This window comes from Ensifer sp. 4252, assembly GCF_050434565.1.
GTDB lineage: Bacteria > Pseudomonadota > Alphaproteobacteria > Rhizobiales > Rhizobiaceae > Ensifer.
Genome location: NZ_JBNDIU010000009.1, coordinates 14,776 through 26,843, shown reverse-complemented (window position 1 = coordinate 26,843; position 12,068 = coordinate 14,776). Strand labels below are relative to the sequence as shown.

The 12,068-nt window shown below is 59.3% G+C and carries 10 protein-coding genes and 2 pseudogenes; 2 read left to right on the top strand and 10 right to left on the bottom strand.

Going from position 1 to position 12,068, the window contains the following annotated elements:
* Positions 1-73: 73 nt before the first annotated feature.
* Entirely contained in the window at positions 74-1,129 is a 1,056-nt protein-coding gene (locus ABIE33_RS17970; RefSeq protein WP_429127528.1) for a Bug family tripartite tricarboxylate transporter substrate binding protein, read from the bottom strand.
* A gap of 381 nt (positions 1,130-1,510) precedes the next feature.
* Between ABIE33_RS17970 and ABIE33_RS17965 the strand changes: the two are divergent.
* Positions 1,511-1,759 (top strand): annotated as a pseudogene (locus ABIE33_RS17965) (30S ribosomal protein S1); the annotation flags it as partial.
* Between the two features lie 240 nt (positions 1,760-1,999).
* Here the strand turns inward: ABIE33_RS17965 and ABIE33_RS17960 are convergent.
* The 5 genes from ABIE33_RS17960 to ABIE33_RS17940 form a co-directional block, all read right to left on the bottom strand.
* Positions 2,000-2,809, bottom strand: a complete 810-nt coding sequence (locus tag ABIE33_RS17960; protein ID WP_429127525.1) for a citryl-CoA lyase — start codon at positions 2,807-2,809, stop codon at positions 2,000-2,002.
* Positions 2,806-3,990 carry a CaiB/BaiF CoA transferase family protein gene (locus ABIE33_RS17955; RefSeq protein ID WP_429127522.1) on the bottom strand — a complete coding sequence of 395 codons (1,185 nt, stop codon included), beginning with the start codon at positions 3,988-3,990 and terminating at the stop codon, positions 2,806-2,808. The genes ABIE33_RS17960 and ABIE33_RS17955 overlap by 4 nt, the downstream gene beginning before the upstream one ends.
* Positions 3,987-5,525, bottom strand: coding sequence for a tripartite tricarboxylate transporter permease (locus ABIE33_RS17950; RefSeq protein WP_429127519.1), 1,539 nt, complete (start codon positions 5,523-5,525; stop codon positions 3,987-3,989). The genes ABIE33_RS17955 and ABIE33_RS17950 overlap by 4 nt, the downstream gene beginning before the upstream one ends.
* 1 nt (position 5,526) lies before the next feature.
* The gene (locus tag ABIE33_RS17945) at positions 5,527-6,018 is read right to left on the bottom strand and encodes a tripartite tricarboxylate transporter TctB family protein (RefSeq protein ID WP_429127516.1); all 492 of its coding nucleotides are present in this window, start codon (positions 6,016-6,018) and stop codon (positions 5,527-5,529) included.
* A gap of 64 nt (positions 6,019-6,082) precedes the next feature.
* On the bottom strand, positions 6,083-7,060 hold the full coding sequence (locus ABIE33_RS17940; protein ID WP_429127513.1) for a Bug family tripartite tricarboxylate transporter substrate binding protein: 978 nt from the start codon (positions 7,058-7,060) through the stop codon (positions 6,083-6,085).
* 122 nt (positions 7,061-7,182) lie between these two features.
* On the opposite strand from ABIE33_RS17940, the gene ABIE33_RS17935 reads away from it, so the two are divergent.
* Positions 7,183-7,980 carry an IclR family transcriptional regulator gene (locus tag ABIE33_RS17935; protein WP_429127510.1) on the top strand — a complete coding sequence of 266 codons (798 nt, stop codon included), beginning with the start codon at positions 7,183-7,185 and terminating at the stop codon, positions 7,978-7,980.
* Positions 7,981-8,313: 333 nt separating this feature from the next.
* Here ABIE33_RS17935 and ABIE33_RS17930 read toward each other — a convergent pair whose 3' ends face one another.
* The 4 genes and pseudogenes from ABIE33_RS17930 to ABIE33_RS17915 form a co-directional block, all read right to left on the bottom strand.
* The gene (locus tag ABIE33_RS17930) at positions 8,314-9,057 is read right to left on the bottom strand and encodes an alpha/beta hydrolase (protein WP_429127957.1); all 744 of its coding nucleotides are present in this window, start codon (positions 9,055-9,057) and stop codon (positions 8,314-8,316) included.
* A 761-nt stretch (positions 9,058-9,818) separates the two neighbouring features.
* A pseudogene (locus tag ABIE33_RS17925) lies at positions 9,819-9,950 on the bottom strand (transposase domain-containing protein); the annotation flags it as partial.
* Between the two features lie 427 nt (positions 9,951-10,377).
* Positions 10,378-11,316, bottom strand: coding sequence for a bifunctional methylenetetrahydrofolate dehydrogenase/methenyltetrahydrofolate cyclohydrolase FolD (gene folD / locus ABIE33_RS17920; RefSeq protein ID WP_429127507.1), 939 nt, complete (start codon positions 11,314-11,316; stop codon positions 10,378-10,380).
* 2 nt (positions 11,317-11,318) lie between these two features.
* Positions 11,319-12,068, bottom strand: a complete 750-nt coding sequence (locus ABIE33_RS17915) for an amino acid ABC transporter ATP-binding protein (protein ID WP_281436429.1) — start codon at positions 12,066-12,068, stop codon at positions 11,319-11,321.

The following is a 12,068-nucleotide window of genomic DNA, read 5'->3' as shown; positions in this document are numbered from 1 at the left end:
CGGGCGCCACAGGGTGGCGGCGCCCTTGACGATGCCGGCACGTCGTTCAGACCCGCCGGCTATCGAGCTGCGCTCACTGAACTGCGTTCGCAGCCACGACGGCAGCGCCAAGGCGTTTGTGTTCGCTTTTGAACATGTCGGCGAACTCGGCTGGCGAGGCGCTTGGACGCACCGTAGTGCCGATGTCGGCCATCTTCGCGACGACTGTCGGGTCACTGTAGGCCTTGACCAGTTCGGCGTGCAGCCTGGTGATGATCGGCTTAGGCGTGCCCGTCTTGGCGACCAGGCCAAACCAGGCATTGAGCTGCGAATTTGGAAAGCCTGCCTCCGCCATGGTTGGAACGCCCGGCAAGTAAGCCGCGCGTTGTGTATCGGTGACGGCCAGGGCACGTAACTTGCCTTCTTTGATCATCCCCAGCGAGTTGGCCGGTCCGTCGAAGAAATAGCTGACCCGACCGGAAATGACGTCGGGCAGAGCATCAGTCGAGCCCTTATAAGGCACGTGTTCGGCGGAAATACCGGCCTCCGTCTTGAACATTTCGGCAACGAGATGCGAGCCGCTACCGACCCCCACAGAGGCAAAAGTCAACTCGCCGGGCTTCGCCTTGGCAGCCGCCACGAGGTCGGCGGGCGCCTTAAACGGGCTATCGGTCGGCACAAGCAATATATGCGTCGATGTAAATGCAAGCGTAATCGGCTCAAAATCCTTGAGCGGATCGTAACTTAGATCCTTATAGAGTGCCGGATTGATAGCGACGATACCGTGGCTGACCCACAAAAGGGTATGTCCATCGGCCTCCTTGCTCATGAACTCGTTGACCGCGACCTGGCCGTTGGCACCTGTCTTGTTCTCGACCACCACCGGCTGCCTGATACTCGCCGACAGTTTTTCCGCCGCGAGCCGCGCGCCGATATCACTCGATCCGCCGGCTGAGAACGGCACGATGATTGTAATGGTCTTTGTCGGAAACTCCTGCGCTGAGGCTGTCAGCGCGGTTGCCGCGACAACTGTGGCCGCAGCCAACGCCTTGTAAATGATGTTCATGCTTTTCCTCCCTAAAAGCGTGAGCCACCGGCACAATGAAGCGAAGACAATGTCTGCCGAACCTCCGCAGCAGACTTTTATCACAAACGCATCATTCTTGGCGGCACAAAAGATTGTATGCTGATTATTGGCTTGCTGTCAACGCGTATTGAGGTGGATGCCTCGATTGCGTCGTTCGCCGCGACTGCGACGCCGGATTTTATCGTTCCCGAGGAGCCCGCCGCCGGGCTGCCGAGTTGGCTGGCCCTGCTCAGGGACGTTGCAGCCCGCGCGGGGCGCCGGCCTGGACCCAGTTGCACCGAATCGGCGCCTGTATCCTTGTCGGAATGTAAGGCGGCGCAGCCCTCAACACGCCCAGGGAGCAAGGAGAAACGTCGCAGAAGGCATCTGGTAGGTCGCAAGCTTGAATGGATCCGGTCCGAGGGACATTTTGAGCGCCGTTCATAAACCACGGCCAGCGCATAGGAGCGTATCTCGCTCGACATCAAGCAACTCGGCACGGATGCCGTCAGCGATGCAGCCACCTCCGGAGAACTGCGCAAGCACTGAAGTCATTGCGGTGGTTGTATCGGAGTCAAACTCGACGGCCATTCAGACGTCACATCGTTCATCCACCGCGTTGACCTGGCGCTTGACCTGACGCTTGACCGCACCCAACAGCCTCCAGAGCGTTTCTCGGCCGGTCAGGTCGTCGACGCTCGCATCTCCTTTTTTCCAACTGGGACAGCGAGATGCAAAAAAGGAAGCTGTTGCTCTGTCCAACTCCGTTGCTTCGCTTGGCGACTTTTTGGTTTCACACTTTAGCTCCGCAACAAAAGCGATTAGGGAGATCGTGAAATCCCATGGAGTTAGTCGCCAAAGAACGCGGCAATCAGCGGCCCAGGGATTACTAAGCCTCCATCTTCATGAGATCTGGATCGGCTGCTTTCGACCCATGAGAAGGCTTGAACCACTTCAATCAACAGGGTAGCGCCACAGCCATTCACGTGGCAACGGGCCTTTGTTGCGTTCGGGTTGTTGAGATTGCTCCCATGCATGCGCCAGAATCCCGACAGAGCGGGACAATACAAACAGCCCCCGTGTGAGAGGCGCAGGGAACCCAAGTTCGCCGTAGACGACTGCGGTGGCGCCATCAATGTTGAGAGGAATGAGCTTGCCCTTGCGCAAAGCAACCTGGCGCTCGAGTTCGACCGCTATATTGACCAGTTTACCAGCGACGGTGCCTTTTTCGGCGTAGGTCTTCGTGATCTCGAGCAACCTCGGTGCTCGCGGATCTACGGGATGGAAGCGGTGGCCAAGTCCCGGCACATAGCCATTGCTCTCCTCAAAAAATCGCTCAAGACGGTCCGAAACTGCCTGCGGCAGGCCCTTGGTGTCGACGTCGGCGGTAATTTCCTGCAGAAATACCAGTGCCTGTTCACCGGCGCCGCCGTGTACATCGCCCAGCACATTGATCGCCGAGGCCATTGCATTGTTTATGCCGACGCCACATGTCGCGGCCATACGCGCGATCGCGATCGAGGGCGCCTGAGGGCCATGATCGACCGCGGCCGACAGAGCCGCGCCGAGCAGTCCTGCCTGATCTTCTGTCGGCAGTGCACCTCGCAACATCAGCCAGATCATCGCCGGGAAGCTGATGTTCCCGATCAGATCCTGGATCTCGTGGCCGCGCAGCCGGATGACGCCGGGGCGCATCTCGATAATATCGGTCCGCCACCAGTCCTCGGCCCGTTGGCGCCCCTGTTCCATGCCTTGCTCACTCATGCGTGTATCCTAATGGTCGATTGTGCGGCGATCTCAGCGAGGATCTCGGCCGTCTGTTCACCAAGCCTCGGCGGCCGTCGTGATGGCACAGGCGACTCGCCGTCGACCAGGAACCCGCCGCGAACGACGGTCAAACGATCAGCTCCGTCACTTGCGGAGAATGTCGTCATCAGCTTCCGCCTGATAACCTGGTCTTCGGCGAGTACCTGCGGGATCGTGAGTATCCGCCCTGCCGGGATGCCGCGCCGATTGAAGCGCCGCTCCCATTCCACCGCTGGCGCTTGCGCCAATGCCTGCTCGATCAGCAGCTTCAGTTCGCCGCGCCGCCGCTTGCGCTCGTCGCGCTTTTCGAAGCGCGGATCGTTGGCGAGTTCAGGCAGGCCGATTTCGTCGCAAAGCGCAACGAACTGTTCCTGTTTGTTCGCCGCGATGTTGAGCAGGCCGTCTCCCGTGACAAAGGAGCCCGAAGGGGCCGCCGTCATGTTCTCATTGCCCATAGCCGCCGGCTCCACGCCTGAGATCAGATAGTTGGAGACCGGCCAGCCGAGCGCGCTTAGGGTGCATTCGAGCATCGACACGTCGAGGAAGGCGCCTTCACCCGACCGTGACCTGCGCAATAGAGCCGACACAACCGCGAACGCACCGAATAGGCCACCTAGCGTGTCGGCCACGGGATAGCCCACCCGCAATGGCGCGGTCTCGGTCGTGCCGGTGATGCTCATGATCCCGGAAAGGCCTTGAATGATCTGATCATAGGCCGGGTTGTTGCGCATCGGGCCGTCCTGGCCGAAGCCCGAGATGGCACAATAGACAAGATCGGGACGTACCACTTTCAGAGTATCGTAGCCGAACCCCAGCCGCTCCATGACCCCGGGTCGGAAGTTCTCGATTAGCGCATCGGCGGTCGCGACAAGCTGAAGAAAGTGCTGCTTGTCGGTTTCGCTCTTCAGATCCAAAGCGATGGAGCGCTTGCCGGCATTCTGGGCGAGGAAGGAAGCGCCCATGCCCTGCGCGTTGAGTTGGGCAGAAGCGCCAAGCTGGCGGGCAAGGTCGCCTCCCAGAGGCGTTTCGACCTTGATGACATCGGCGCCGAGGAGGGCAAGCTGATATGCGCAATAGGGACCCGCGAGCACATTGGTCAGGTCCAGGATGCGCAGGCCGTCGAGGAGTTTTTTCGTCATCGATTGTTCCTTTGGTCAAGCGCAGGTGAATGTTCAACCGACGCCGCGCGACGATCCGAAAAATGCTTCCACAGTTTTGGTCCAATCAACGCCGTGAAAGCGAGTATGAGCAGCGACAGCGAGATTGGGTGCGTAACGAAGACCGACCAATCGCCGTTGGAGATCGTCATCGTCCGGCGAAACTGTGTCTCCGCCATCGGCCCGAGGATCATGCCGATCAGGACCGGCGCCGTCGGGAAATCGAAACGTCGCATAAGGAAGCCCATCGCCCCTAGCACGTAGAGAAGAACCAGATCGTAGGAGGACTGGGAAATGCCGTAGGTGCCGATGGTCGCAAAGACGAGGATGCCACCATAGAGCAAGGGCGGCGGGATCTTGAGCAAGCGAACCCAAAGGCCAATCAGCGGCAGGTTGAGGAGCACCAGCAGGACGTTGGCGATCAGCAGGCTGGCGATCAGTCCCCAGACGAGCGCCGGTTGCGTCTGAAGCAGCAATGGGCCGGGGTTAATGCCGTAGCTCTGGAAGGCTGACAGCATGATCGCCGCTGTTGCAGACGTGGGAAGCCCGAGCGTCAGCATCGGCACAAGGACACCGGCCGTCGAGGCGTTGTTCGCGGCTTCCGGACCAGCAACTCCTTCGATGGCGCCCGTCGTTCCGAACTCGTCCCGGTGCGGCGACAGCTTCTTTTCGATCGCATAGGAGAGAAAGGTCGGGATTTCGGCGCCGCCGGCCGGCATGGAGCCGATCGGGAAGCCGATGAGCGTGCCGCGCAGCCATGGCTTCCAAGAGCGCGCCCATTCTGCCCGCGTCATGTAAAGCGAGCCGCGCAAGGGTGTGATCTCATCCTTACCGGCATAACGACGGCCGGCGACATAGAGGGTCTCGCCGACCGCAAACAGGCCAACTGCCGCGACGATCATGCTCGTGCCGTCGAGCAGTTCGGGCACGCCGAAGGTGAAGCGCGCCTGCCCGGTTTGCATGTCGACGCCAATCATGCCGAGGAAGAAGCCGACAAACAGGCTGGTGAGGCCCCGTACCGACGATGGACCCAGCACGGCCGAGACCATGACGAACGACAGGACCATCAGCGAAAAATACTCTGCCGGTCCGAACTTCAGCGCCATGCCGACGACAACCGGAGCAAGGAAGGCGACTCCGAGCGTGCCGATAGTGCCGGCGACAAACGAGCCGATCGCCGAAGTCGCCAGAGCAGCTCCGGCCCGTCCAGAGCGCGCCATGCGGTTGCCTTCGAGCGCGGTCACGACCGTGGCGCTCTCGCCCGGCGTGTTGAGCAGGATCGACGTGGTCGAGCCGCCGTACATGGCGCCGTAGTAGATGCCGGCAAACAGGATGAACGACGCCTCTGGAGAGACCTGGTAGGTGATCGGCAAAAGGAGCGCGATCGTCAGCGCCGGACCGAGGCCGGGCAGGACGCCGATCGCCGTCCCAAGTGTGGTGCCGGCCAGACACCAGAGCAGGTTGATCGGCGTCAGGGCGACAGCAAAACCGGTCGCGAGTTGTTTGACGGTTTCCACGTCAACCTCCAAGAAGGTTCTCGACGACACCGCCGCCGATGTTGACACCAAGCACCTTGGCAAAGCCGAAATAGGCGGCAAGCGCGAGCAGCAGGCCGCAGGCTGCGTCGCGCAAAGGGCGGCGGCTGCCGAAGCCACGGGCGATCAGCAAAAACATAACGACGGAGGCAGCCGTGAAGCCGACGCGGACGATGAGGAGCACGTTGGCGACGAGCCCGGCCGCGACATAGGCGATGGATCGCCAATCGGGCGGAACCGACTTTTCTTCCTCGTCCTGCCACCCACCGCGAAGGGCTGTCCACAGGAGCGACACGCCCAATACCGTCAGACCGGCGGCCGTCAGATAGGGGAACACCGTCGGCCCGACCTTGGCATAGAGAGGCGAGACCGCCATGAGGCTGGTCTGCCAGGCAATCACGCCGGCGACGAGCAGAACGCCGATGCTGAGGGTCAGTTCGGGCAACGCCGGTTTCGAATGCGTGCGTGGGGGCATCTTTTGACCTCCGGCGGGCGGCCCTACTACGGGCAGCCCGCTAGGTTGCGTTCTTGGGAAGGGATCAGGAAGCGAGACCGAGGTCCTTCAGGATCGCTGTAATCTTCGCGGTGTCTTCGACAAGGAATTGCGAATAGGCCTCTCCGGTCAGAAGGATTGGCGTCCAGGAGCGCTTGTCCGTCTCGTCCTTCCAGGCCTTGCTCGTCGCCATTTTTTCGATCATCGCAATCAACGCGGCCCTGTTTTCCTCGGTGATGCCGGGAGGTGCAAAGATACCACGCCAGTTGAACAGCTCGACATCGACCCCTGCCTCCTTGAAGGTCTCCGCGTCGATGCCCGCCTGCCGTTCGTCGGCCGAAATGGCAAGGACGCGCAGCGTGCCGGCCTTGACCTGTTCGGCAAATTCGCCGTAGCCCGAGATGCCGGCGGCAACCTGATTGCCAAGAAGTGCTGCAAGCGCTTCACCGCCGCCTGCAAACGGTACGTAGGACAGATCAGTCGGCTTCACGCCTGAGGCTTTGGCAACGAGGCCGAGAAGGATATGGTCCGAGCCTCCGGCCGAACCGCCCGCGACCGGGACCTTGGTGGGATCTGCCTTGAGCGCCGCGACGAAATCCTGAAGTGAATTGAACGGCGAATTGGCAGGCACAACCAGAGCCAGGAATTCGCCCGTCAGGCGCGCGATTGGCGTCGTCTGCTCTAGGGTCGCCGGCGACTTGTTCGCGATAATCGCGCCGGTCATGACCATGCCGCCGACCATGATGGCGCTCTCGCGGCCCTTCCACTGGTTGATGAACTGCGGAAGGCCGACAGTGCCGCCGGCGCCACCGACATTGGTGATCTGCGCGCCGGAGATGAGGCTCTCGGCCCGAAGGACCTGTTCCATCGTCCGGGCGGTCTGGTCCCATCCGCCGCCCGGGGCAGCCGGCACGAATATCTGCAGTTGCGGCGCGTCCGATGCCTGCGCAAGGCCAAGCGTGCCTACAAGAGTAACGGCTGCAAAAGCAGTGGCGTAAGCCAGTAGATGACGTCGATTTAGCATTGCTTCCTCCCGGTATGACGCCACGGACAGCGTCGAAAGTGGGTCCTCCCGACCCGGGGCGTACAAATCGCAGAGGATCATCGTTCTGTCAAATAGAATTTAGTTCTGCTAGACAGAACGATTTGCAATCAGAAATCTTGGTGATAGGAGAATCGGAAACGTTTAGGATCGCCGCATTGAACACGAAAAACCCACAGCCAGAGGCAAGCGGACCGTCCGAGGGGGTAGCCGCGCTTGATCGCGCCATTGCAATCATGAATGCCTTTACGGTGACGGATCGCTCTTTGACGCTCGCGGAAATCTCTTCGCGAACCGGCCTGTACAAGAGCACGATCCTGCGGCTTCTTGCCTCTTTGTTGCGGGCAAGTCTGATGGAGCGACTAGATGACGGTCGCTATCGGATTGGACCGGCGGCCTTCAGATTAGGCTCGATCTATCAGCGCTCGTTGGTCACCGCGGAGGTGTTGTTGCCACACATGCGCGCGCTGAATGACCAGAGTTCAGAGAGCGTCGCCTTCTATGTGCTTGCCGGAGACGTCAGAACCTGTCTCTACCGCATCGAGGCGAAGCATGCGATCCGCTACACCGTGCGGGAAGGTGACGTGCTCCCACTGTCCGCCGGCTCCGGTGGAAGGGTGCTCGCGGCATTCTCCGGCCAACCGGGCGAGCCCTATGAAACGATCCGCAAAAATGGCTTTCACATTTCGCTAGGCGAGCGCGATCCCGAGACAGTCGGCATTTCTGCGCCGGTTTTCGGCCCGGGCGATACGCTGCTCGGCGCGGTGACGCTTGCCGGGCCTCGCTCACGTGTGGATGAGCCGTTTATACGAAAGATGATCGAGCCGTTGTTAAGGACAGCCGCGAACATGACGGAATCCTTTGGGGGGGAACCGAAGCTCTCCGCAGCGGTAAGATGTTGAGGCACCGAGGCGAAGTCACGACTAGCGCTTGGCTGACGACCTTGTGGCGGTCGGTAAAAGTGTCCTGCACGAACGACGACGGTCATCTCGTATTGCTCAATTTGATCCTGGTAGCCTGGAAACTATTGAGATCAAGACCCTAAGCAGAGCGGTCGTCCGCTATGCGGTCCAAGCACCAGTCTGGGATCCGGTGTTCGGATTGTGGGCTCTCATTTCGCCGTCAAAGACCCTTAGACTAGGCTCTTCGAGCACTTGCACTGAGGCCCTTCTGCAGGCAATCCCGGCCGGAGACAGCAACGTCACCCGGCCGGATCGGCAATTCGATTTCACTTTCTATTTCGCGAACGCGGCGCGTAGTTCGTTGCTTGCCTGAGCGATTGCGGCCTTGGCGGCCCCGCTGTCGGCGAGGGCATTCAGCATCACGAAGTCATGAATGGTGCCGATATATCGCGTCGACGTGACAGCGACGCCAGCCTGCAACAGTTTGCGGGCGTAAGCCTCCCCCTCGTCACGGAGCAGATCGTTTTCTGCAACGATAACCGTCGCACTTGGCAACCCCTCGAGTTGCTCTACGGTGGCCTTTAGTGGGAAGGCCAACACATCATCGCGCTGCTCACTGGGGAAGTTCGCGTCCAGGAAGTAGTCCATTGCTTTGCGGGTCAGGAATGGCCCCTCTCCGAACTGCCGATATGACAGATTTTCCGAGACATCATCGGTCACCGGGTAGAACAACACCTGATGAACGATCCTGGGGCCTCCCCGCTTTTTGGATAGCAGCGTGACGGCTGCCGCCATGTTGCCGCCCGCGCTGTCGCCCGCGACGGCAACTTTGTCAGCATCGATATCGAACGCGATGGCATGCTTGGCGACGTACTCGAGTGCCGCATAGGCCTGCTCGTTATTTTCGGGGTACTTCACCTCTGGGGCATTGTCGTATTCGACAAATACCACCGCGGAGTTTGTCTGTGCCGAGAGTTCGCGGATCAAATGATTATGCGTGTTCCGGTCACCCATGACCCAGCCGCCCCCATGAAAGTAGACAACGGCAGGCAGTAAGCCGCGCGCATGGGCCGGGATTCAGCAGGTTTTGGAAATCGAGGCCGAAAAGAGGGACAACATCCTCAACTTGACACAGCTCTCCCATGAGCATCGGACTATTCCTGTGGTCAAAAACGATCGCGAACAGCCGCAGACCAATAAATCCGGGGCCATAGCGTAGGCGGTTAGAGGCGAAGGTGCCAGTCATCTGCGCCTCCTCTGACGCTTCTGTCGCTCGACATCGCGGCCGAGAGGATGCAGTTCTCGACGTCGTCTTCTCCAATTTTCTTGAGGTAGCCGACCAATTCAAGAAAGTCTTCATCTGGGAGGCTAGTCAAAAGCTCCGGATGATTGGTTATGATCCATTTTTGAATCTGCGCGCTAAAGCTGTCTTTGGGCGCTCCCTCCATCCGAAGGTCAGCAACTTTCACATAGAATGGCGCAATGATAGCTTTTGTAAATCGCGTGCCAGTAGCGCTTTTAGCGCTATCTGGGACGCATTGGAAGATTGCAGACTCCAATCTCTGAAGTGTTGTCTGCGGATCATACGGTAGTTTGCCAGTATCCGTTTGGGGTCTTCTATATTGGATACTTTGATCGTGGCGATCAGGCCACCTGCTACGATCACTGTTGCGACGAGGATAAATAGAACGCGCATATCGCCCCCTGGTTGACCGTAGGAATAACTAGAGAGGGTCAAAAAATCATACATCTACTGCGTGCAATTTTAACTGAATGTGCGTTTGTGTGGAGATATTCGCTTGCGCTTTCGGGCGGTCATGACGCTGGCTGGATAGAATCGGATACGCCCAGGGGAGCAGCTCATCGATCCGGTTCTGCGTGTGGCTGGAGACGGTGGCAGTTAGCGTTGCGGTCAGATAGGCCAGCGGATCGACGGCATTGAGTTTGCACGTCTCGATCAACGACGCGATGTAACCGCCCGATTGTTGCCGCCTGCCGAATAGGGCCTTGATGGCCTAAGACACGTCTTTAACGACGTCGTAAGCCTTCGGCGAGGTATGGGATGCGTGTCGAAATTCCTGGGCAGGAACGGCGGCGTCGGGGGGGTGGTGAACACAAGCTCGACATTGTCATGTCGGTTGGAGTTTCTGGCGCTACGGTCACGGAGGTGGCTCATCGGCACGATGTGACGCGGCAGCAATTTACACCTGGCGCAGTGAACTGAAGAAGAAGGGACTGTTGTCGCCGTCCGCGAATGCGGTGTTTGTTCCTTTGGACATGAATGCCGTGGAGATCGAGCGCGGTGAGGACCGTCAGGAACCGTCTGGGATGATCGAGTTGCGATTGAGCCGCGGTCGCAGTCTTTGCTTCGACAGCGGCGTGTGCGCCGGGTAAAGTTCAGTTAGCTTGGCGCTGAAACTCATTAAGCACGCCAATGCCATCTACCAGTGAAAAGGCGTTCTCGTCCGGTTCGGGCAGACCGTTGCGCCGACAGAACGCTGTCCAGGTATTGAAAAGCAGGCAGGCAATGGTCATGGGTCCCACCCCACCCGGCACCGGTGTAATCGCATCCGCCACTACGGCGACGGTCTTGAAATCCACGTCCCCCACGAGACGCGCCGTGCCTTCCCTCTCGACTCGGTTGATTCCTACGTCGATAACGGTAGCGCCGGGCTTGATCCAGTCGCTCTTGACCATCTCCGCGCGGCCTACAGCAACGACCAATATGTCGGCTTGCCGGCAAAGGTTCGGTAGGTCGAGTGTGTGCCGATGCGCGATCGTGACGGTGCAATCGTCCGCTAACAGCAGCTGCGCCATCGGCTTTCCAACGATGTTGGAGCGGCCGATGACGACGGCGTGCATTCCTTTTAGTGACCCGAGTTGCCCGCGCAACATCATCATGCACCCAAGCGGTGTACATGGTACCAATGCTTTCTGACCGCTGCCCAGCAATCCGACATTCGAGATATGAAACCCGTCAACATCCTTGGCAGGCTCGATGGCATTGATCACGCGCTCGGTACTGATGTGCAGGGGCAGAGGTAGCTGGACGAGTATGCCATGCACGCGGGGATCGGCGTTCAGCTCAGCAATCAGTTGTAGCAACGCGGCTTCCGACGTCCCCGCATCCAGGTTGTACTGAAAAGACACCATGCCCGCGTCAACGGTCTGTTTCGCCTTATTCCGAACATATACCTCAGACGCAGGATCGGAGCCGACAAGCACGGTCGCCAGCCCTGGCGGCTCCCCTTGGTACTCCTTGAGCCCTGCGATTTGCGCGGTTATGTAGTTGCGCAATCGCCGCGCGAAAGTCTTCCCGTCTATTACTTTCGCCATTGTTACAACACCTTGGAAAGAAACTCTTTCGTTCGAGGATCGCGGGAGCTGGTGAAAAACTCAGCCGGCGGAGCGTGCTCGACGATAACGCCCTTGTCAGTGAAATAGACCCGGTCCGCAGCTTCGCGAGCGAATCCCATTTCATGCGTAACTAGAATGCAGGTCATGCCGTCTTGGGCGACCTTTCTGACAGCTGCAAGGACCTCCTTCACCATCTCCGGATCAAGCGCAGCGGTAACCTCATCGAACAGAATGACTTCCGGTTCCATGCAGAGTGCGCGAGCGATCGCGACACGCTGCTGTTGACCACCGGAGAGTTCACCAGGGTAATTGTTCGCCTTGTCGGGAAGGCGCATGTCGGAGAGCAATTTGCGGGCCCGCTCCTCAACGTGTCGGCGTGGCTGCTTCAAGACCTGAATGGGTGCCATCGCCACGTTTTCCAGAACCGTCTTATGCGGGAAAAGGTTGTACTGCTGGAATACCATTCCCACCCGATGGCGAAGTTTGACCCGATCGAGTTTGGGATCGCTGACGTTGATTCCCCCGACATCGATCGAGCCTTGGTTGATCGGCGTCAGGCCGTTGATCGTTCTAAGGATTGTCGATTTGCCGGATCCCGAAGGCCCGATAATGGCGACGACTTCGCCTTTGCGAACGTCCATATCGATGCCACGCAGCACCTCAAAAGAACCGAAAGCCTTGCGCACACCGCGGAGCGAAATCAAAGGCGGGGAATTAGGAGAAAAGATCAT